Here is a 19,429-nt window from a genome sequence, read left to right as displayed (position 1 = left end):
AAGACTTTCGTGAGGGTGTTGGGGGTGGCTCAGCGCTGGGGCAGGTAGGCGGTCGCTTCGACCTCGATGAGGATGTCGGGCGTGGGCAACATGCCGCTCACTTCCACCACTGTGGATGCGGGGGGCTCGCCGGGGAAGAACAGCTTGCGCACGCGGCTGTACTGCGGGAAGTGGTCCAGGTTCTTGAAGTACTGCACCAGCTTGAACACGTCGGACATCTGGCCGCCCGCGGCCTCGATGGTCTGGCGGATGCGGTCGAGCACGTACCAGCTCTGTGCGAGGATGGGACCCTCCTTGATGTCGCTGCTGAACTCGCCCGTGCGGCCAATCAGCGTGGCCGCTTCATCAGGGATGTCGGCATAGCCGCGAACTATGCGGCTGGCGGCGGGGTCCACGGCGATGATCCCGCTCAGGTAGATGAAGTCGCCTGCGCGGCGCCATGCGGCGTAGCGGGCCAGGGGCTGGGCGATACCCGGTGCAGATGTGGGGCTCATGCGAGGCTCCTTGCGGATTGGGTGGTGGGCACATGCCAGGCAGCGGGCGCATGGCCGCTGGCGACGCGGCCCTGGCGCAGCACCACACGGCTTTGTGCGCGCGATGGAAAGCCCCAGTGGTCGGCCTGGGTGAAGACCAGCAGGTCGGCCACCGCACCGGGCTGCAGGGGCAGCGCCGTGGTGCCAGTGCGGCCGGTGTGCAGCCAGTCGGCGCGGCACAGCGACTCGCTCCACTGGTCGAAAGGTGCCTCCAGCTGCGCCGCTAGCACGCCTGTGGCCAGGGCCTCCAGCGGGTCGAAGCTGCCCACGGGGCAGAACGGGTCCTGCACGTTGTCGCTGGCGACCAGCACCGGGATGCCGCGTGCGCGCGCCTCCTTCACCAGCGTCAGGCCACGCTGGCGCGGTGTGCGGCCGGTGGTGGCGTCTTGCAGCAGCAAGTTGGTGATGGGCAGCGTGACCAGGGTGATGGGGCTTTGCGCCACCGCGTCGAGCGTGGCGAGGGCCGTGGCCTCGTCCTGTGCGGCCAGGGCGCAGGCGTGGCCGCAGACCACATGGCCTTCGAAACCCAGCTCCTTGAGCAGTGCGGCCGTGGTCGCCAAGCCCTGGGCGCCGGGGTGCAGTTCTTCGTCCACATGCAGGTCCACGTTCAGCCCGTGGTGTTGTGCGGCTTCCAACAGGTGGCGCAGCGCTTGTGGGTCCCAGTTGGTGGAGTGCACAAAGCCGCCCAGCAATGCGCCGGGGCCGCTCGCAGCCACGGTGGCCGCCAGCCGCATGGCGGCGCTGCGGTCTGCGTACAGGTGCAGGGGGATCAGACTCACGCGCTCCAGCGTGATGCGGTCGGCCCAGTCGTGGGCCAGTGCTCGCTGTACGCCCCACGCCAGTGGCTGCGCGTCGGGCTCCCACCAATCGCAGTGGGTGCGCAGGTGCACGGTGCCGGCGTCGTAGGCCCATTGCAGAGCACGGCTGGCGCGAGCGTGGATGTCGGCTTCGGTCCAGCCCTGGCGGTCCACCATCATGGCCTCGATGGCGCCCAGCAGGCCGGGCTTGACAACGCCCATGCGGGGCAGGGTGAAGGCCTTGTCCAGGTGGGTGTGTGCATCCACCAGGCCGGGCAGCACCAGCGCGCCTGCCACGTCCCACACCGTGCCGTGGGGAGCTGGCTGGGTGCCATGGGGCAGCACCTGCACGATGCGGCCCTGTGCCAGGTGCAGGTCGGCCAGTGCGGGCTGGTGGCCCTGCTGCGGCCATGTAGCGGGCAGCAGCCAGCGCGGCAACCGGGCGCGCAGGATGTGGTCGGGGGTGTTGGATGCGTGCATGCCGTGGTCCTTAGAACGCTTTCTTATGCAAAGCGCGCCATGGCCTGGCCCACGCGGGCCTTGAATGCCGCGAGCCGGGGTGGTGTGGCCACGTTCATGTGGTAGTAGGCGTGGTAGTCCACCCGCGCCTTGCCGCCCGTGAGCAGGCGCATGTAGCGGGTGATCGACTTGCGTGGCGGGTCGCCCATGAACAGCGCCGTCCAGCGTGGGCGGCCGTAGGTGACCACGGCCGAGATGCGCTGGATGTGCGTGAGCGAGGGTTTGACGTTGTGCGGGTCGCTGATGTCAAAGGCCACGCCGGGCATGAGCACGCGGTCGAAAAATCCCTTGAGCATCGCCGGCATGCCAAAACACCAGGTGGGAAAGCAGAACACCACCGCCTCGGCCCAGAGCAACCGGTCCACATAGCCCTGCACGGGCAACTGGTTGCTGGGTACCTCGTGGTAGCCCAGGCGCTCCTCGCGGGTCATCACGGGGTTGAAGCCCTCGGCGTACAGGTCGCAGTCGTCCACCTCGTGGCCCGCGCCGCGCAGCTGCTGCACCACCTCGGTGTGCAGTGCGGCGTTGTAGCTGGTCTCTACGGGGTGGCAATAGATCACGAGGATGCGCATGGCGGGTGTCCTTCGGGTGCGTGGGATGGACCTAGATGTCCAGGGTGAGCGTGGTGCTGTGGCTGCGTGCGCAGCACACGGCGACGTGGGTGGCTTGCTCTGCGGCGCTCAGGCAGCTGTCGCGGTGGTCAGGTTCGCCGTCCAGCCAGCGGGTCACGCAGGTGCCGCACACGCCCTGCTCGCACAGGGTTTCCAGCGGCACGCCAGCGAGCTGCAGCACGTCGGCCATGCTCTCGCCGGGGCCCACAGGCAAGCGCATCTGGCTGCGCTGCAGGATCAGCTCGAATGCGTGTTCTGTGCGGGTGGCGCTGGCGGTGTCAGGGGTTGTCTGCATTGTTTGACCATGTGATTTGATCGATTGGTCAAACTATTGCAAAGGCTGTGCCAGCCACAAAAACCGCTCAAACGTCTTTGTGGTGGATCAACGCGGCCTTATCGCGACGGATTTACGCCGCTTGCTGGTGAGCATCACGCCCCGCAGGCCCTCTGGCGCGCAGACCATGCCCAGAAATGGGCATGGGGCTTTAGTCTGGTGCGAGGCCGCAGCCCAGCAGCACAAAGCTGGTGAGTTCGCGCGCGATGGGCTCGCGGTCGATGGGTTCATCGGGCGCCAGGCCCAGCATGATGTGTACCTGCACGCCGTAGTCGGCGTAGTGCTGCGTCATGCCCCAGATCTGCATGAGCAGCAGTGTGGGGTTGACGGCGCGCATGCGACCTTCGGCGATCCAGCGGTGGATGAGGTCCACCTTCTGCTGGGTGGACTTGACGGCCACCGGCCAGTACTTGCCCAGGTTGCGCCCACCGCCCAGCACCTCTGTGGTGAAGATGCGCGACAGGCCCGGGTTGTCCAGTGCGTAGTCGAGCTTCTTGCGCACATAGCTGCTCAATACCTTCTTGGGATCGTCGCTGTTGCTGTCAAAAATGAAGGCGCCCGACCAGCCGTTGAGCACCGAGTACAGCAACTCTTCGTACAGCTCTTCCTTGCTGCTGATGTAGTAGTGCAGCTGGGGCTTGGTCAGGCCGGCGCGCTCGGCAATGGCTTTGGTGGATGCCCCCTTGAAACCATGGCGACTGAACTCGGCAATGGCTGCCTCGCGGATGGCGCCCAAGATGCGTTCGCGCCCCTGTTTGGCGCGGCTGAGCAGCGCGCCGGAGGCGGCTTCGGCTTCGGATTCGGTCATGGCTTTGGTGCGAGGCATGGGGGACGGGCGATGGCAGAGTGTGCGCCGCAGATTCTGCCCGCGCAGGAGTGGGTCAGACTTTCCAGAACCCGATATGGGGCGCGCTGGCTTCTTCGACCAGCGCCGGGCCGATGCATTCGATGGCGTGGGGCGAGGCGGCAAACACGTCGCGGCACGACAGCTCGGCGTCGCGCTGTTCGGCACGTTCGCCCCGGAACACGCGCAGGCGTTCGGCATCAATGCCGAACACCACGCGCCCAATGCCCGACCAGAAGATGGCGCCCGCACACATCACGCAGGGCTCGGCCGACGAATACAGCGTGGCCTTGGCCAGGGCATCGCGGCCCACGCGGGGGCTGAGCTGGCGCACGGCATTGGTCTCGGCGTGGCCGGTGCAGTCGCCTGTCTCGGTGGTGTTGCAGTAGGCCTCGGCCAGCAAGTGCCCTTCGGCGCTGATGACCACCGCACCAAACGGGCGGTTGCCGCGCGCGCGGGCGGTGCACGACCACGCGATGGCCTGGCGCAGGTAGGTGCCGTCGGTGTCGTTGATGGGGGTGGGGTCGTCAAAGCTGGCCGGGGGTGCAGACATGAGCGCGTGCATGGTGTGTCTCCGTCGATGGTGGGTGGATTACTGTCGTTGTGCAACGCCGGACTGTCTGCACGCCCGCCGTTGTGGTGCAGGGCGCTATGCATTTGGCATGCCAATCACAATCAGTGACATGTATGCATGGCTTTGGACGCGCTGTGCACAAGCGCTCTGACTTTGCGCTGGCACACATGCAAGGCGCGTGGGCATTCTTCTTGCATCGCTATTGACAAGAGTAGAAGCGTTCACTGCGTTGTCCCTGTGCCATCCTGCGCGGGGAGATGCCAGTCGGAAATTGCTCTTGAAGCCCGCTGTGCGCACAGCGGTGTGCGTTGGCACATCGTGGCTTCAAGGGTTGAAAGGACGGCCGCCGCAGGCGGTGTCACCCACTCTTGAAGCACCCAGCGGGAGGGCCTTTCTTCCTTCCACTTGTCTTCAGGAGAACTGCATGACCACCACCGCCACCTACGACCTCGCCGAGCTGCAAAAAGAAACGCGCATGGGCGCGATGGGCTCGGAAACCGCAAGCCGCGAGATCCGCCGCATCGACCTCAGCCACTTTGCCCAGCGCAAGACCGAGATTGCCGACCAGCTGTGGGACGCCGCCGTGGATGTCGGCTTTTTCCAGATCGTGAACCACGGCATTGACCTGGCCGAGGTGCACAACGCCTTTGCGATGACCGAGCGCTTCTTTGCGCTGCCCGATGCCGTGAAGGCGCAGTACCCGCTCAAGAAAGCGCTCAACGTGGGCTGGGAGAGCCGCGCGCAGGTGCGGCCCTCCACCGGCACGCCGGACCAGAAGGAGTCGTACCAGATCACCCGCCCACACATGGCCGGCCTGTGGCCCACCGACGAGGAGCTGGCGGGCTTTCAGTCCACCATGCTCGCCTTCGAAGGCCAGTGCTGGCAGGTGGCCATGCAGGTGCTGTCGTGCTTTGCGTGGAAGCTGGGGTTTGACGAGGCCTTCTTTGCCCGAGCGCACGACCCTGCGCAGGCCAGCTACCAAAGCACCTTGCGCCTGTTGCACTACTTTGCGACCCCGCCCGAGCAACAAGCCAGCCTGGGCCTGTGGCGCGCCGGGGCGCATACCGACTTTGATTGCCTGACCCTGCTCTTTCAGCGCCAGGGCCAGGGCGGCCTGCAGGTGTGCCCGGGCAAGGAGATGGACACCCAGGCCTGGACCTCGGTGGAGCCCGACGAGCAGGCCATCACCTGCAACATCGGGGACATGCTGATGCGCTGGAGCGACGACCAGCTGCCCAGCAACTTCCACCGTGTGAAGAACCCTCTGCCCGGCGAGTACATGGGGCCGCGCTACAGCATCGCCTTCTTTGCCCAGGCCAACCGCGACGCCATCATCGAAGGGCCCGGCAAGAAGTACCCGGCGATTGCCGCGGGCGACTACCTGAACCAGCGGGTGGCGGCCAACTTCAAGGCTTATTGACGCGTGACTTGGGAGGCAGGGGTGGGCGCTTGTCCGCCCCGCCGATGCCTGGGTGGGCGGCTGCCGTCGATGGCGCGGCCGGGCAGGGGCTGACTCAACCGACGTGACGGGGTACACCCACGGCGCTTATCCGGAACACGTTGTCCTCCGGGTCCGCCAGCACCGCCTGCCATTGGCCGTAGTAGGTGGCGTAGGGTGGCTTGATGATCTGCCCGCCCAGGGCTTTTGCGTTCTCGCTGGTAGCGTCCACGGCGTCCGGTGTGTCCAGCATGAAGGTGGCGTAGCCTGTCACGCTGCGCGGTGACGGCAAGGTGGCACCGGATTGCCGGTCGGCCAGGCCCAGCAGGGCATAGGCCTCGGGGGCGTTGAAGCCGAGCTGGAAATGCTCGGTCTCCACCGCCCGGTAGATGGCCGAGCGCGTCGCCGGCGCCTCGGGCAACTGCAGCAGGGCTTGATAGAACTGCAGCTGTGCCTCGATGTCCTGGCACAGCAGGTTGAACCAGAGCCTCATGCCATCACCGCCGCGCTGGATGGGGTGGTGGATGTAGCGGTCTGACCCAGGCCGTAGGTCTTGCGGTACATGGCCTGCAAGTGCTCGCCCACGGTGCAGGGTGCAAAGCGCGGCGACTCACCGGCAGGCACACAGGTGGGGACGGGGACCACCTGGGCCTCGTAGTCGGGCGTGTAGAAGAAGGGAATGGAGTGGCGCGGTGCGCCCCCGCTGTGCACGTTGCGCACGCGGTGCGGGTTGGACCGGTACAGCCCGTTGGTCCAGCGCGGAATCATGTCGCCCAGGTTCACGACCAGCGCGCCCTCGATGGGTGTGGCAGCCACCCATTCGCCGGTGGGTAGTTTCACCTCCAGCCCGCCATGGTGGTCCTGGGCCAGCAGGGTGATGGCACCCCAGTCCGTGTGCTCGCCCGCGCCAAAGGTGAGTGCATCGGCGCTCTCTGGATGCGGCGGGTAGCGCAGCAGCCGCAGCGTGAGCATGGGGCTCTGGTGCGTGTGGTCGAAGTAGTCCTCGGGCAGGTCGAGCGAGAGTGCCAGCAGCTGCATCAGCCGCAGGGCCAGTTGCCGCATGGCGGCGATGTAGCTGCGGCTCTGGGCGGCCAGCTCAGGCAACCCCTCCGCCCACTGATTGCTGCCGTAGGAGTGGTAGCCGCGCTGCACGTACGGATGGTCTGCCGCGTAGTCCAGCCCGCAGTAGAAGCTCTCCTTGAGGTCTGGCCGAGCGCTGGCATCCAGGGTCTGCCCGCCCAGGCTTTCGTAGCCCCGCATGGCGGGTGAGTGGTGCAGCGAAATCGCTTCCTTGGATGCCAGCGGCAGGTCGAAGAACTGCTGCGCCAAGGCAAACTGGCGCGCAATGACGTCCTGCGGCACGCCGTGGTGGCGCACGTAGAAGAACCCTGCGCCCATGCAGGCTTGGCGCAGTTGGGCGGCCACAGCCATCACGGCAGGGCTGCGCGGTGCGCCCGGCTGCAGGGCGCCGCTGAGGTCGATGAGGGGGATGCCCATGGCTTTCCCCTGGTCAGGCCTTGAGCTTGCGGTCGGCGGCTGCGGGCAGGAAGCGGTCGGTCCAGATGTCGGCCACCGCCAGACTGCTCTTGAGGCCGAAGGCTGCCACGGTCTCATCGATGGTGGCCTGCAGGCGCGCAGGCGTGGCAGCACCCCAGCCATTGGCGCGTGTCTCGGCGGTCTTCATGGTGCCGTCCACGATGAGCTGCAGGCGCTCGAACTCGATCTCTTCATGGGCCAGGGGCTCGCGGGCCTTGATGGCGGCAGCGCCGGCGCGCGGGTCGGCAATCGCATCGACCCAGCCGCGTGTGGTGGCCTTGACGAAGGCCTTCATGGCGTCCGGGTTGTCCTGCATGCTCTTGGGGTTGGCGATCAGCCCGTTGCCGTAGGACTTGAGACCGTAGTCCGAAAAGCGGAACACCGTGATCTTATCCGGCGTCAGGCCCCGCGCCTTCAGGTTGAGCAGACCGGTGAAGAAGAAGTACGCTGCTGCGTCAAAGTCACCTTTCACGAAACGCGTGTCGCCGATGTCGGGGGCCACGTTCTCCCATTTCACGCCGCTGCCATCAAAGCCCTGTGCCTTGGCAAAGGCAGGAAAGAGCTTGCGCGAGGCGTTGAAGGGCTGGCCCAGGATGGTCTTGCCCGCCAGGTCGGTGGGTTTCTTGATGGCGCCATCCTTGCGCACCATGACCGAGTTGGGGTTCAGATCGTACTGGATGGCGACCGCCGCCAGTTTGGACTGCGGGTTGGCGGTGTTGAACTCGATCATGGTCGAGAGGTCGGCCGACGCCACGTCATACGCCCCCCCCGCCACGAGGCTGATGGCCGAGGCGGACCCATTGCCGGTGTCGATGGTGACGTCCAGGCCCGCATCCTTGTAGTAGCCCCGCTGCTGCGCCAGCAAAAAGCCAGCGCCCGAGGCCTCGACCTTCCAGCCCAGGTTGAACTTGAACTTTTGCAGATTGCCCTGGGCGCGCACAAACGGTGTGGCAGACAGCAGGGCGGCGGCGCCAGTGGCGCGGATGAGGGAACGGCGTTGCATGGCGGAGCACTCCTGGTCGTTGGCGGATAACCACGGGGGAGTGAAAAGCCAGGCTTCACACCCCTCCGAACGGGGTGCATGCAATCAACCGGCAGGGCGCTGGGGCTGCACGGTGGGGGCAGCGGCCTCCTGAAGACGCACAGTCCTGCGCGCCCGTGGTGGCGTCAGTCCATTGCATGCTTCAAGAGCAATTTCCGGGCGGTGGCCGCTGAACGCTTCTACTCTTGGTGCCGGCGTATTTGCAGGATCTGTGCCATGCCAACCCAGGGAGAGCCCGTGTCCGGACGCCCCCTTGTGCCGCGCCATGGTGCGCGCTGCACCAGCGTCAGGCGTGCAGCGGCAACTGTGGTGCGGGGTAGGTTTTTACAGGCAGGGCTTGAGCCAGCCCAGCCCGTCGCTGGTGGCGTGGGCGGCAGCGCCACGCGCAGGGCGGTATTCGCAGCCAATCCAGCCGTCGTAGCCCAGGCTGTCCAGCAGCTTGAACAGGTAGATGTAGTTGATCTCGCCCACATCGGGCTCGTGGCGCTCGGGCACACCGGCAATCTGGAAGTGGCCGACGTTGCCGGTGGGCAAGTACTGGCGCACCTTCATCGCCAGGTCGCCTTCCACGATCTGGCAGTGGTACAGGTCCATCTGCACCTTGACGTTGGCGGCGCCGATCTCGGCGATCAGCGCGTGGGCCTGGTCCTGGCGGCTGAGGAAGAAGCCAGGCATGTCGCGGCCGTTGATGGGCTCCAGCAGGATCTGGATGCCGTGCGGCGCAGCCTGCTCGGCGGCGTAGCGCACGTTGGCGATGTAGGTGGCGCGCACGGTGGCCGCGTCTGCACCCTGGGGCACCAGCCCGGCCATCACGTGGATACGGGGGCATTGCAGCGCCTGGGCGTATTCAACCGCCTTGGCAATGCCTTCGCGGAACTCGGCCTCGCGCCCGGGCAGGCAGGCCAGCCCGCGTTCGCCTGCGTCCCAGTTGCCGGGTGGCGCGTTGAACAGCACCTGCTGCAACCCGTTGGCTTGCAGCCGCGTGGCCAGTTCTTGCGCAGGGTAGGCGTAAGGGAAGAGGTACTCCACCGCCTTGAAACCATCGCGGGCAGCGGCGGCAAAGCGGTCGAGAAAGTCCACGTCGTTGTAGAGCATGGACAGGTTGGCGGCAAAGCGGGGCATGAAATGTTCCTGAAAAGAGAAGATCAGCGGCGTGGTGCGCTGGTGAGCACCTGTGCCAGCCGGTCTTGGTAAAAGCGCGCCAGGCCCACCGTGCTGTGGCCGAGGGTGTCGGCGCTGGCAGGGATCACGTAGGCCTGTGCGTGCGGGATACGGGCGATGGCTTTGTCCAGTACGCCCAGTTCGGGCGGGTTGCGCTCATCGTCTGCCGAGTTGATGGCCAGCACGCGCGCGGTGATGCGTTCCAGCCCGGGCTCGGGGTCGTAGTCGCGCGAGGCTTCCCACTGGTAGATGTGGTCGTTGGCATCGCCACGGAAAGGGGCTTTGAGCCGCTGCTCCACCAGCGCATCGGCCGCAGCGCGGTTGGGGGCCAGCTTTTGCAAGCCTTGATTGCCGCCGTTGGTGCCCGTGCCAAAGAACACCGACGCAAACTGCAGGCTGCGGGGCTGGCGGGTGTAGTTGCCGCCTTGCCATTCGGGGTCGTTGCGGATGGCTTCGACCAAAAGGCGGCGCATCATCCAGTTGCGGCCCGACATGGCAGCGGGCAGCGAGGCCATGGGCACGGTAACGTCCATGAAGTTGGGGTAGCGCTGGGCCCACACCCAGGTGTGCATGCCGCCCATGGAGTTGCCGATGATGGCGCGCACATGGCGCACGCCCAGGTGTTCGGTCAGCAGGCGGTACTGGGCCTGCACCATGTCGTCGTAGTTGTAGGCCGGAAAGGCGGTGCGCAGGCCGTCCGACGGCTTGCTGGAGCGGCCGGTGCCGATAGCGTCCGGCAGGATGATGAAGTGCTTGCGCGCATCCAGCGGCTGGCCGGGGCCAAACAGCGTGCCTGCAAAGCCGGGCGTGAGCATGCTCTCTGCCGAGCCATTGGTGCCATGCAGCACCAGCACGGGCTCTCCGGTGGGCTCGCCCACCGTGGAGTAGGCCAGCTTGAGTTCGGGCAAGGTCTGGCCGGTGTGGAAGCGGAAGTCCTTGACGACCCATTCCCCATACTTGGGGGCGGGGTAGTCCGCAGCCGATGCGCCGCCTGCGGCCAGCACGCCCAGCAGCATGGGGGCAAAGGCTTTGCGCCAGAAAGAAAGGGTCATGGCTTGTCTCCTTGTGTGTGTTCTTTCGTCCCCGCGCCTTGTGCGCAGCCAGCCGGTTACCAGTTACCAGTTACCAGTGGGTACCAAAACTCTGGCGCAGCTCCTCGATCTGGGGCTCGGTCAGCGGCGTGGGGCGGGGCTGGCACAGCATCCACAGGCGGGCGGTTTCTTCCAGTTCCTCCAGCACGGCCATGGCGGCTGCAGGCGTGTCGTGCCACACATTGGGCCCAAGCCGCGCCAGCATCACCGCGCGCACAGGGATGCCCTGTGTGGCATAGCGGGTGATGGTTTGCGCCACCAGCGCGGCCGCTGTGGCGTCACCAGGGCGGTGGTAGGGGATGTGCGGCACACGGCCCACCTTCATGACGAAGTAGGGCGTGATGGGCGGCAGCAATTGCGCATCGGGCGCCAGCTGGCCATCTGCAGCAGTGTCTGCTTGCAGCGAGCACGCCACCAGGTGCGTGCTGTGCGTGTGGATCACGCAGCGCGCTGGGGCCGCTGTCGATGCCGAAGCCTCGTAAATCTGCCGGTGCAGCGCAATGGTTTTGCTGGCCCGGTCGCCCGCCACCTGCTGGCCTTGGGCGTCCAGACGCGCCAGCCGCTCGGGCTGCAGTGTGCCCAGGCAGGCATCGGTGGGGGTGATGAGGTAGCCGTCTGCCAGGCGCACGCTGATGTTGCCTGCGGTGGCGTGCACATAGCCCCGCTCAAACAGGCTGCGGCCCACGCGGCAGATCTCGTCGCGGGCCTGACTCTCGTCCATGAAGGCGGGGGTAGCGGTCATGCCAACAATTGTGCAAAAGCCTTGGTGAAAAAGTCGGTACTGCCAAAATTGCCCGACTTGAGCGTGATGTGCAGCCCGTCCTTGGCGTCGGGGGCCACGGCATGGCACCACGGCACGCCGGGGTCAATCTGCGCGCCAATGCGCATTTGCGTGATGCCCAGGGCCTGCACGCAGGCACCCGAGGTTTCGCCACCCGCCACGATGAGCTGGCGCACACCGCGCTGCACCAGGCCGCGTGCAATGGCGGCAATGGTGTCTTCCACCATGGCCCCGGCCTTCTCGGAACCCAGCTTGCCTTGAATGGCGCGCACAGCCGAGGGTTCGGCGGTGGAATACACCAACACAGGGCCTTGGCCGACGTGGCCTTCAGCCCATGCCAACGCTTCGGCGGCCACGTCCACGCCTGCGGCGATGCGCAGCGGGTCGATGGCCAGAGCGGGTTGGCCTGCCTTGATGAAATCCATGACCTGCTGGTTGGTGGCTACCGAGCAGCTGCCCGACACGATGGCCTGCAGGCCTTGCGCAGCAGGCAGGCGGGCGGCCTCGTTGCTGGGCGCCACGCCAAAGTTGCCCGGCAGGCCAATGGCCACGCCTGAGCCTGCGGTCACCAGCGGCATGCCCTTGAGCGCGGGGCCCAGGCGCAGCAGGTCGGCGTTGGACACTGCATCCACCACGGCCATGCGCACGCCTTCGGCCTTGAGTTGGTCGATGCGCGCGCGGATGGCGGCCTCGCCCTGTGCGACCACGCTGTGGTCGATCAGGCCCACACGGCTGGGTGTTTGTGCCTGCAGCACGCGCACCAGGTTGGGGTCGGTCATGGGCGTGAGCGGGTGGTTCTGCATGCCGCTCTCGTTCAGCAGCATATCGCCCACAAACAGGTAGCCCTTGAACACGGTGCGCTTGTTGTCGGGGAAGGCGGGCGTGGCAATGGTGAAGTCGGTGCCCAGGGCCTGCATCAGCGCATCGGTCACGGGGCCGATGTTGCCTTCGGCCGTGCTGTCAAAGGTGGAGCAGTATTTGAAGTAGATCTGCTCGGCACCCTGCGCTTTCAGCCATTGCAGCGCCGCGAGAGACTGGGCAATCGCTTCGTCTTTCGGAATGGTGCGCGATTTGAGTGCGACCACGATGGCGTCTGCCTCGGTATCCAACGGCGCCGTGGGTACGCCCATGGCTTGCACCACGCGCATGCCTGCACGCACCAGGTTGTTGGCCAGGTCGGTCGCGCCGGTGAAGTCGTCGGCAATGCAGCCCAGCAGGGCACGTGCGCGCGTCATGCCTTGTCCTTCCCTTCGGGCAGAGTGATGCCGGGGAAGATCTTGATCACGGCACTGTCATCTTCCTTGGCAAAGCCTGCGGTCGATGCCTGCATGAACATCTGGTGCGCGGTGGCCGCCAGGGGCAGGGGGAATTTGCTGGCGCGCGCGGTGTCCAGCACCAGGCCCAGATCCTTCACGAAGATATCGACGGCCGACAGCGGCGTGTAATCGCCCGCCAGCACATGGGCCATGCGGTTTTCAAACATCCAGCTGTTGCCCGCGCTGTTCGTGATCACTTCATACAAGGCGCTGGCTTCCACGCCTTCGCGCAGGCCCAGGGCCATGGCTTCGGCGGCCACGGCAATGTGCACACCGGCCAGCAGCTGGTTGATGATCTTGACCTTGCTGCCCGCGCCCGCCTTGTCACCCAGGCGGTACACCTTGCCAGCCATGCCGTCGAGCACGGCGCCCGCAGCGGCATAGGCCTCAGGCTTGGCCGAGGTCATCATCGTCATCTGGCCCGATGCGGCCTTGGCGGCGCCGCCGGAGATGGGCGCGTCCACATAGTGCAGGCCCAGTGCGTTCAGGCGCGCTTCCATCGCCACCGACCAGTTGGGGTCCACCGTGGAGCACATCACAAAGGTGCTGCCGGGGCGCATGGTGCTGGCTGCGCCGCCCTTGCCGTCGTCGCCAAACAGCACGCTCTCGGTCTGCGCCGCGTTGACCACCACCGACACCACCACATCACTCACCGCCGCCAATGCAGCCGTGGTGGCGTGGGCTGTGCCACCGTCTGCCACAAAGGCATCGGCCACGCCGGGGCGCACGTCGCACACGTGGATGGTGAAACCGTTGTTGCGCAGGGTCTTGGCAATGCCAGCGCCCATGGCGCCCAGGCCGATGATGCCGACGGTGGGTTTTGTCATGTTGTCAGTCCTTCAATGAAATTCAAAAGAGGGCGCTCAGGCCACCAGCACCCAAAGTAAAGCCGTGAGTGCAAAGCCCGCCAGGCCCAGCACGGTAGTCAGCACCGTCCAAGTGCGCAGGCCATCGCCCACGCTCAGGCCCAGGTAGCGGGTCACGATCCAGAAGCCCGAATCGTTGACGTGCGACAGGCCCAGGCTGCCAAAGCCAATGGCAACCGTGAGCAGCGCCACTTGCAAGGGGGAATACCCGCCACCCGCCATCGCATCGGCCAGCAGGCCGCAGGTGGTGATGATGGCCACGGTGGCCGAGCCCTGGGCGGCGCGCAGGGCCAAAGAAATGATGAACGCCAGCAGGATGAGCGGCAGGTGCGTGGCGGTGAGGCTTTGCGACAGCGCAGCGCCAATGCCGCTGGCCGTGAGCACCTTGGCAAACACGCCGCCAGCGCCCGTCACCAGGATCACGGTGGCGGCCGGGGGCAGGGCGGATTCCATGATGGCGTTGGTGCGCTCGCGGTTCCAGCCCTGGTTGCGGCCCAGCAGGAACATCGCCAGGCCCACGGCCACCATCAGCGCAAAGATGGGCGAGCCGATGAAGCCCAGCACGTTGCGCAGGTTGTCGCCCTTGGGCAGCAGCGTGGCGCCGGTGGTGCCCGCCATGATGAGGGCGAGGGGGATGAGGATCAGCGCCATGATGGTGCCGACGCTTGGAGCAGCGCTTGCTTTGCTGGTCTTGCTGTCTTCGCTGTTGCCAAAGGCCGCAAACTGCTCGGCCGTCGTGGGCAGCATGGGGTAGCCCTTGCGATTGAGCCAGCCCGCCACGACCTGAGACAGCGCCGCCAGCGGGATGCAGATGGCCAGGCCAATGATGGTGATCCAGCCAATGTCGCCCTTGACGATGGCCGCCCCGCCGACGATGCCGGGGTGTGGTGGCACCACCACGTGCGCGGCCAGCATGATGCCCGCCACGGGCAGGCCGAACTTGATGGGGTTGACCCCCGCCGCCTTGCAAAAGCCGTAGACGATGGGCACCAGGATGATGAAGCCCACATCAAAGAACACCGGGATGGCCAGCACCAGCGCGGCGGCCGTCAGGGCCATGGGCACCCGTGTGGGCCCCAAAAGCTGCGTAAAGCGGTTGGCCAGGCTGGCCGCGCCGCCGGAGACCTCGATCATCCGCCCCAGCATGGAGCCCAGCGCCACCAGGATGGCCACCGACCCCAGCGTGCCGCCCATGCCCGCAATCAGCGTGCTGATGATGTCGCCAATGGGCATGCCGGTGGCAAAAGCCACCAGAAAGCTCACCAGCATCATCGCCACGAAAGCGTGGACCTGCCAGCGGATGATGAGCAACAGGAGCAGGCCAATGCTGCCGGCGCCGATGCCGAGAAGTGCGAGGGTGGACATGAAGCGGGTATCTCCGGGATGGAAGGCGGCGGGCCCAGGCAACCAAAAAAGAGGCCCTGGAGTAGCCCTGTTTTGGTGCTTGGTTGCACCTTGGTTGGTGTGTTTATATGGTTATCATACAAATTATCGTGCACCGCTTTGGCCCGGGTTAACCCGCATACATGGGCTATGGGGGTGGATTGTGCGGCGCTATTTGAAGGTTTTTGGGCCCTCTGCGCGCGACTGGTAAGCGATGTAAGCTATTAATTTGATAGTAACCGGCATGGGGCACCCCAGATCCCCCTGTGCAGCGCCAGTGCGCTGCAGGAGTCGGGCCCGCGCCCGACTCAGAACACCAGGGGGGTCGATGCAGCCACCAACGGCTGCGCCAGCCGCGCGCCATCTTGCGCCCAGAACGTGAGGTCGGCCTGCTCGATGCGGGCCAGTGCGTTTTTCATGTGCTGCGCTGCAGCCGCCCGTGCAGCCACTGGGTCGCCCGCCTCGATGGCGCGCACGATGTGGGTGTGCTCGTGGGTCACCGCATCGGCAAAGTCGGTGCGCCGCGCCTCGTTGGCGCGAGTCACACGCGTGGCGCCTTTGAGAAACTGGGCCAGGTAGTCCAGCGTGCTGATCATGAACGGGTTGCCCGCAGCCTGGGCAATGGCACGGTGGAACAGAACGTCTTCCTCCACTCCATCGCGGCCTGCGCGCACGGCGTCGGCAATGTGCTGCATGGCGGCGCGGATGGCGGCAATGTCGTCATCGGTGCGGCGCAGGGCTGCCAGCTCGGCAACCTCGGCTTCGAGCGCACGGCGCACTTCCACAATCTGCATCACCGCTTCGCGCGATGCCGCAAGGGGTACATCGAACTGCAGCGGCTCGATGCCCGGTGCCAGCACATACACGCCGCTGCCCTGCCGTGAGTCCACCAGCCCCAGCGACTTGAGGCGCGAAATGGCCTCGCGCACCACCGTGCGGCTGACCTGGAACTGCTGCGCCAGCACCGCCTCGGTGGGCAGCTTCTCGGACGCCTGGATACGGCCCGCGCGAATCTCGGCCTCCAGCGCGCTGGCCACCTGGTCGGAGAGCTTGGCGTTGGGTTTGACGGCGGAGAACGGCGAAGACATGGAATGGGTGGGGCGGGCAGTGTGGGGCGTGAACGTGGTGCCGGGTGGTGCGGGCAGGCGTTGGGCGCAATGGACTTTACCCGAAGGGCTCTGTGCCGGAAGGGTTTGTTGGCTGCTCTACTTGAGGGCTGGGCAGGAGTCGTCCAGCTTGGCCAGGCCCGCCAGCTTCTGCAGTCGGCTGCGGTTGTCCAGGCAGGCCTGGTACTGCGCCTCGGCCGCTTTCTGCTGGGCCTGCGCTGCCGCCTTGCTGCGTTCTGCCTGCAGCTGGGCCACACGCTCGCGGATCTGCGGCATCACGGCCAGCGCGGCCTTTTCGCCTTCCACGATGGCATTGGCGCGCTGGCTGAAGTCGGCGGCGCCGATGTCCAGCACCTGGGGACGGATGATCACGTCGGCCCGCGCCAGCTCGGCCTGGCCCAGCTTCTGGCCCATGATGGCAATCGACTGGTTGAGCGCGCCCAGCATGTTGCCGGGCGTCTGGCCCCGGGCCTTGTTGGAGATGTCCACGGCGATCACGATGTCGGCACCCAGCTGGCGCGCTGCATCCACCGGCACGGGGCTCACGATGCCGCCATCCACAAAGTGGTACTTGCCGATGGTGACGGGCTGGAACACGCCTGGCACGCTGCTTGATGCGCGCACGGCTTGGCCGGTGTTGCCGCGTGCAAACACCGTGCGCTCGCCGTCTTCCAGCCGCGTGGCGACGACCACAAAGGGCTTGGCCATCTGCTCCAGCGGCTTGCGGCGTACTTGCTCGTTCACATAGTCTTCAAGCTTTTGGCCTAGCACCAGCCCGCCGGACGACAACTGCAGGTCGCGGATCTTGGCTTCGTCCAGCGCCACGGCTTTTTCCTGCATCTCGAAGGCGTTCATGCCGCTGGCGTACAGCGCGCCGACCACGCTGCCTGCGCTGGTGCCCGAGACCACGGCGGGCGCCAGGCCGTTGGCCTCCAGCATCTTGATCACGCCAATGTGCGCAAAGCCTTTGGCCGCACCGCCGCCCAGGGCGATGCCGATGCGGATGGGGCTTGTGCCGGGCGCGGTGAGGGTGGAAAGGGGCGTGGCGTCGCTGCCCGCCCCTGTCTGGGTCGGGGCTGTGCCGCCACATGCGGCCAGACCTGCTGCGGCCCCAAGGGCCAGAAGGCGCAAAAGAATGGTCAAGCGCATGCCGGGTGATCCTGCTGTCGTCCAAACGGGGCGGGCAGTATAGCGGCAGGGTGCCTGCGGCCTGGGTTGTGGGGCTGATTGCTCCTAAAAGAGGAGCTATATGCGCATTGTGGGCGGGCGGCGAGGCTGTTTATTACCAAAAATCGCGGTGCAGAGCCGCGATCTCGTCCTGCACCGCAGGCACCGGGCCCAGCACCTCGGTGGGGCGCTGGCCGCCCGCAAACACCGTGCGGCAGGGCAGGGCCAGCGTGGGGTTCTCGGGGTGGTCGCCCGTCAGGGCGAGCAGGGCGGTTTCTTCGGCGCCATACAACACGCGGCCGATGCCCGCCCAATAGATGGTGCCAGCGCACATGGCGCAGGGTTCAAAAGTGGTGACCAGGGTGCACTGGGCCAGGTAGGCGCTGGGATAGTTGGCCGCCGCTGTGCGGGCCAGCGTGCTCTCGGCATGGTTCACGGTGTCGATGTTGCCCTGCTCGGCCAGCACCGTTTCGCCATCGGGCGCAACGAGCAGCGCGCCGAAGGGGTGGCGGCCCATGTCCTTGGCGCGCTGGGCCACGGCGTTGGCGCGGCGCAGCAGCGTGGCTGCCTGGGCTTCGCTCAACGCCGTCGGGTTATTCACCTTGAGAACCCCGGTGCGCCCAGCCGGTAGTGCGCTTTTCCACCCAGCTGAACAGCTCGTACATCACCATGGCCATGGCGCCCACGACCATCAGGCCTGCAAACGCCAAGCCCATCTGCATGGACGAGCCTGCGCTGATCAGCAGGTAGCCGATGCCTTCGTTCGCAGCGGTCATTTCGGACACCGTGGTGCCCACAAAGGCCAGCGTGATGGCCACCTTGAGCGAGCCGTAGAAGTACGGCATGGAGCGGGGCAGGCCCACCTTGGTCAGCACGTCCCAGCGCTTGGCGCCCAGCACGCGCAGCACGTCTTCCAGCTCGGGCTCCAGTGTGGCCAAGCCGGTGGCGATGTTGACCATGATGGGGAAGAAGCTGATGAGGAACGCCGTGAGGATGGCCGGGCCCACGCCGATGCCGAACCACACCACCAGGATGGGCACGAAGGCGGCCTTGGGCAGCGCATTGAAGGCTGTCATCAGCGGGTACACGGCGGCATAGGCGATGCGCGAGCTGCCGATCACAAAACCCAGCAGCACGCCCACCACGATGGCGATGCCGAAGCCCGCCATGGTGACCCAGAAGGTGCGCCAGGCGTGGCCTGCGATGACGCCGCTGAACTCCACCAGCTGCACGCCGATAGCCCAGGGGCTGGGGAAGAGGTATTCAGGGATGCTGAAGGCTGAGCAGATGATCTGCCACAGAAGGATGATGGCGACGAGCAGGATCCAGGGGGACCAGCGCTCCACGGTTTTCTTGTGCATGGGGATGAGGCGCTTTCTTCTTATTGCTGAATGGGCGCGCCCGCTTTGCGCAGGGCGCCGATGTGGCCGCGCAGCTCGTGCACGATGTCGGTGAACTCCTTGGTGTAGGTGATCTCCAGGTCGCGCGGGCGGGGCAGCTCGATCTCCTTCTTCACCACAAACCGGCCGGGGCTCTTGCTCATCACGTACACCGTGTCGGCCAGGAAAACCGACTCGCGCAGGTCGTGCGTGACGAGGATCACGTTGAACTGCTGTTCGGTCCACAGGTCGCGCAGGATGCACCACAGCTCTTCGCGGGTGAAGGCGTCGAGCGCGCCAAACGGCTCGTCCAGCAGCAGCATCTTGGGCTCGTGGATCAGCGCGCGGCAGATGCTGGCGCGCTGCTGCATGCCACCCGACAGCTGCCAGGGGAACTTGTCTTCGTAGCCCGCCAGCCCCACCTTTTGCAGCAGCCTGCGGGCGCGTTCTTCGTATTCCTTGCGCTTTTGCTTGAAGTTGCTGCGGTAGGGCTCGACGATTTCGAGCGGCAGCAGCACGTTGTCCACCGTGGTGCGCCAGGGCAGCAACGAGGGCGCCTGGAAGGCCATGCCCGATACCTTCAGCGGCCCCGTCACCGGCTGCCCGTCGATGAGGATCTTGCCCATCGAGGGCATCTTCAGCCCCGTGGCCAGCTTCATGAAGGTGGACTTGCCGCAGCCCGAGGGGCCGACGATGGCGATGAACTCGCCGCGCCGCACCTGCAGGTCGATGGCCTCCACCGCAAACTGGTTCTTGGCGCGCAGCTCGTCGTTGTAGGCGAGCCAGACATCGCGGAAGTCCACAAAATAGGAATCGGCAGCCTGCATCAGAGGTCCGTTAAGAGAGTTTACGCATAGGGCCGCAGTGCGGCCCGTGCATTTGAGTTATCCACAGGGCTGCGCGCCACCCAACACCGCACGCAACTGGCGCGGCCTAAGCCAGCGCCCCCGT

At 66.1% G+C, this 19,429-nt stretch carries 21 protein-coding genes; 1 reads left to right on the top strand and 20 read right to left on the bottom strand.

Annotated elements, in window-relative coordinates:
• Positions 1-29: 29 nt before the first annotated feature.
• From AvAM_RS08555 to AvAM_RS08530, 6 genes are all read right to left on the bottom strand, one after another.
• A complete protein-coding gene (locus AvAM_RS08555; protein ID WP_137746665.1) occupies positions 30-494 on the bottom strand; it encodes a RidA family protein in 465 nt (154 codons plus the stop codon).
• Entirely contained in the window at positions 491-1,810 is a 1,320-nt protein-coding gene (locus AvAM_RS08550; RefSeq protein ID WP_137746664.1) for an amidohydrolase family protein, read from the bottom strand. Before AvAM_RS08550 ends, AvAM_RS08555 begins: the two co-directional genes overlap by 4 nt.
• A 23-nt stretch (positions 1,811-1,833) precedes the next feature.
• Positions 1,834-2,421 carry an NAD(P)H-dependent oxidoreductase gene (locus AvAM_RS08545; RefSeq protein WP_056641493.1) on the bottom strand — a complete coding sequence of 196 codons (588 nt, stop codon included), beginning with the start codon at positions 2,419-2,421 and terminating at the stop codon, positions 1,834-1,836.
• A gap of 31 nt (positions 2,422-2,452) precedes the next feature.
• Complete coding sequence (locus AvAM_RS08540; RefSeq protein WP_137746663.1) at positions 2,453-2,755, bottom strand: 2Fe-2S iron-sulfur cluster binding domain-containing protein; 303 nt, start codon at positions 2,753-2,755, stop codon at positions 2,453-2,455.
• A gap of 190 nt (positions 2,756-2,945) precedes the next feature.
• Complete coding sequence (locus tag AvAM_RS08535) at positions 2,946-3,602, bottom strand: TetR/AcrR family transcriptional regulator (RefSeq protein ID WP_137747073.1); 657 nt, start codon at positions 3,600-3,602, stop codon at positions 2,946-2,948.
• A 73-nt stretch (positions 3,603-3,675) separates the two neighbouring features.
• Entirely contained in the window at positions 3,676-4,191 is a 516-nt protein-coding gene (locus tag AvAM_RS08530) for a nucleoside deaminase (protein ID WP_369804331.1), read from the bottom strand.
• Positions 4,192-4,636: 445 nt separating this feature from the next.
• On the opposite strand from AvAM_RS08530, the gene AvAM_RS08525 reads away from it, so the two are divergent.
• A complete protein-coding gene (locus AvAM_RS08525) occupies positions 4,637-5,632 on the top strand; it encodes an isopenicillin N synthase family oxygenase (protein ID WP_137746662.1) in 996 nt (331 codons plus the stop codon).
• 94 nt (positions 5,633-5,726) lie between these two features.
• On the opposite strand, the gene AvAM_RS08520 is transcribed toward AvAM_RS08525, so the two are convergent.
• From AvAM_RS08520 to AvAM_RS08455, 14 genes are all read right to left on the bottom strand, one after another.
• Positions 5,727-6,143, bottom strand: a complete 417-nt coding sequence (locus AvAM_RS08520) for a VOC family protein (RefSeq protein WP_137746661.1) — start codon at positions 6,141-6,143, stop codon at positions 5,727-5,729.
• Positions 6,140-7,147: an isopenicillin N synthase family oxygenase gene (locus tag AvAM_RS08515; RefSeq protein WP_137746660.1), complete on the bottom strand. Its 1,008-nt coding sequence runs from the start codon at positions 7,145-7,147 to the stop codon at positions 6,140-6,142. Before AvAM_RS08515 ends, AvAM_RS08520 begins: the two co-directional genes overlap by 4 nt.
• 13 nt (positions 7,148-7,160) lie before the next feature.
• A complete protein-coding gene (locus tag AvAM_RS08510; RefSeq protein ID WP_137746659.1) occupies positions 7,161-8,189 on the bottom strand; it encodes an ABC transporter substrate-binding protein in 1,029 nt (342 codons plus the stop codon).
• A gap of 363 nt (positions 8,190-8,552) precedes the next feature.
• Positions 8,553-9,350, bottom strand: coding sequence for a 2-oxo-tetronate isomerase (gene otnI / locus AvAM_RS08505; RefSeq protein ID WP_137746658.1), 798 nt, complete (start codon positions 9,348-9,350; stop codon positions 8,553-8,555).
• 23 nt (positions 9,351-9,373) lie between these two features.
• Positions 9,374-10,441 (bottom strand): alpha/beta fold hydrolase, encoded by a 1,068-nt coding sequence (locus AvAM_RS08500; protein ID WP_137746657.1) that lies wholly within the window; start codon positions 10,439-10,441, stop codon positions 9,374-9,376.
• Between the two features lie 70 nt (positions 10,442-10,511).
• Entirely contained in the window at positions 10,512-11,201 is a 690-nt protein-coding gene (locus AvAM_RS08495; RefSeq protein WP_137747072.1) for an aldolase, read from the bottom strand.
• A gap of 17 nt (positions 11,202-11,218) precedes the next feature.
• Positions 11,219-12,496 (bottom strand): 3-oxo-tetronate kinase, encoded by a 1,278-nt coding sequence (gene otnK, locus AvAM_RS08490; RefSeq protein WP_137746656.1) that lies wholly within the window; start codon positions 12,494-12,496, stop codon positions 11,219-11,221.
• On the bottom strand, positions 12,493-13,404 hold the full coding sequence (ltnD, locus tag AvAM_RS08485) for an L-threonate dehydrogenase (RefSeq protein ID WP_137746655.1): 912 nt from the start codon (positions 13,402-13,404) through the stop codon (positions 12,493-12,495). The genes otnK and ltnD overlap by 4 nt, the downstream gene beginning before the upstream one ends.
• Positions 13,405-13,440: 36 nt before the next feature.
• The gene (locus tag AvAM_RS08480; protein WP_137746654.1) at positions 13,441-14,808 is read right to left on the bottom strand and encodes a GntP family transporter; all 1,368 of its coding nucleotides are present in this window, start codon (positions 14,806-14,808) and stop codon (positions 13,441-13,443) included.
• A 326-nt stretch (positions 14,809-15,134) separates the two neighbouring features.
• Positions 15,135-15,914, bottom strand: coding sequence for a FadR/GntR family transcriptional regulator (locus tag AvAM_RS08475; RefSeq protein ID WP_137746653.1), 780 nt, complete (start codon positions 15,912-15,914; stop codon positions 15,135-15,137).
• 117 nt (positions 15,915-16,031) lie between these two features.
• On the bottom strand, positions 16,032-17,081 hold the full coding sequence (locus AvAM_RS08470; protein ID WP_137746652.1) for a patatin-like phospholipase family protein: 1,050 nt from the start codon (positions 17,079-17,081) through the stop codon (positions 16,032-16,034).
• A gap of 133 nt (positions 17,082-17,214) precedes the next feature.
• On the bottom strand, positions 17,215-17,700 hold the full coding sequence (locus AvAM_RS08465) for a nucleoside deaminase (RefSeq protein WP_283202037.1): 486 nt from the start codon (positions 17,698-17,700) through the stop codon (positions 17,215-17,217).
• Positions 17,693-18,460 carry an ABC transporter permease gene (locus tag AvAM_RS08460; protein ID WP_137746651.1) on the bottom strand — a complete coding sequence of 256 codons (768 nt, stop codon included), beginning with the start codon at positions 18,458-18,460 and terminating at the stop codon, positions 17,693-17,695. Before AvAM_RS08460 ends, AvAM_RS08465 begins: the two co-directional genes overlap by 8 nt.
• A 20-nt stretch (positions 18,461-18,480) precedes the next feature.
• On the bottom strand, positions 18,481-19,305 hold the full coding sequence (locus AvAM_RS08455; RefSeq protein ID WP_137746650.1) for an ABC transporter ATP-binding protein: 825 nt from the start codon (positions 19,303-19,305) through the stop codon (positions 18,481-18,483).
• Between the last annotated feature and the right edge of the window lie 124 nt (positions 19,306-19,429).

Source organism: Acidovorax sp. NB1, assembly GCF_005405905.1.
Classification (GTDB): domain Bacteria; phylum Pseudomonadota; class Gammaproteobacteria; order Burkholderiales; family Burkholderiaceae_C; genus Acidovorax.
This window is presented reverse-complemented; position numbering and strand designations above follow the sequence as displayed.

What these genes read in the sequence shown, in the direction of transcription:
- AvAM_RS08555 (WP_137746665.1), bottom strand. Translation starts at nt 494, where the DNA reads ATGAGCCCCACATCTGCACCGGGTATCGCCCAGCCCCTGGCCCGCTAC.
- AvAM_RS08550 (WP_137746664.1), bottom strand. Translation starts at nt 1,810, where the DNA reads ATGCACGCATCCAACACCCCCGACCACATCCTGCGCGCCCGGTTGCCG.
- AvAM_RS08545 (WP_056641493.1), bottom strand. Translation starts at nt 2,421, where the DNA reads ATGCGCATCCTCGTGATCTATTGCCACCCCGTAGAGACCAGCTACAAC.
- AvAM_RS08540 (WP_137746663.1), bottom strand. Translation starts at nt 2,755, where the DNA reads ATGCAGACAACCCCTGACACCGCCAGCGCCACCCGCACAGAACACGCA.
- AvAM_RS08535 (WP_137747073.1), bottom strand. Translation starts at nt 3,602, where the DNA reads ATGACCGAATCCGAAGCCGAAGCCGCCTCCGGCGCGCTGCTCAGCCGC.
- AvAM_RS08530 (WP_369804331.1), bottom strand. Translation starts at nt 4,191, where the DNA reads ATGTCTGCACCCCCGGCCAGCTTTGACGACCCCACCCCCATCAACGAC.
- AvAM_RS08525 (WP_137746662.1), top strand. Translation starts at nt 4,637, where the DNA reads ATGACCACCACCGCCACCTACGACCTCGCCGAGCTGCAAAAAGAAACG.
- AvAM_RS08520 (WP_137746661.1), bottom strand. Translation starts at nt 6,143, where the DNA reads ATGAGGCTCTGGTTCAACCTGCTGTGCCAGGACATCGAGGCACAGCTG.
- AvAM_RS08515 (WP_137746660.1), bottom strand. Translation starts at nt 7,147, where the DNA reads ATGGGCATCCCCCTCATCGACCTCAGCGGCGCCCTGCAGCCGGGCGCA.
- AvAM_RS08510 (WP_137746659.1), bottom strand. Translation starts at nt 8,189, where the DNA reads ATGCAACGCCGTTCCCTCATCCGCGCCACTGGCGCCGCCGCCCTGCTG.
- otnI (WP_137746658.1), bottom strand. Translation starts at nt 9,350, where the DNA reads ATGCCCCGCTTTGCCGCCAACCTGTCCATGCTCTACAACGACGTGGAC.
- AvAM_RS08500 (WP_137746657.1), bottom strand. Translation starts at nt 10,441, where the DNA reads ATGACCCTTTCTTTCTGGCGCAAAGCCTTTGCCCCCATGCTGCTGGGC.
- AvAM_RS08495 (WP_137747072.1), bottom strand. Translation starts at nt 11,201, where the DNA reads ATGGACGAGAGTCAGGCCCGCGACGAGATCTGCCGCGTGGGCCGCAGC.
- otnK (WP_137746656.1), bottom strand. Translation starts at nt 12,496, where the DNA reads ATGACGCGCGCACGTGCCCTGCTGGGCTGCATTGCCGACGACTTCACC.
- ltnD (WP_137746655.1), bottom strand. Translation starts at nt 13,404, where the DNA reads ATGACAAAACCCACCGTCGGCATCATCGGCCTGGGCGCCATGGGCGCT.
- AvAM_RS08480 (WP_137746654.1), bottom strand. Translation starts at nt 14,808, where the DNA reads ATGTCCACCCTCGCACTTCTCGGCATCGGCGCCGGCAGCATTGGCCTG.
- AvAM_RS08475 (WP_137746653.1), bottom strand. Translation starts at nt 15,914, where the DNA reads ATGTCTTCGCCGTTCTCCGCCGTCAAACCCAACGCCAAGCTCTCCGAC.
- AvAM_RS08470 (WP_137746652.1), bottom strand. Translation starts at nt 17,081, where the DNA reads ATGCGCTTGACCATTCTTTTGCGCCTTCTGGCCCTTGGGGCCGCAGCA.
- AvAM_RS08460 (WP_137746651.1), bottom strand. Translation starts at nt 18,460, where the DNA reads ATGCACAAGAAAACCGTGGAGCGCTGGTCCCCCTGGATCCTGCTCGTC.
- AvAM_RS08455 (WP_137746650.1), bottom strand. Translation starts at nt 19,305, where the DNA reads ATGCAGGCTGCCGATTCCTATTTTGTGGACTTCCGCGATGTCTGGCTC.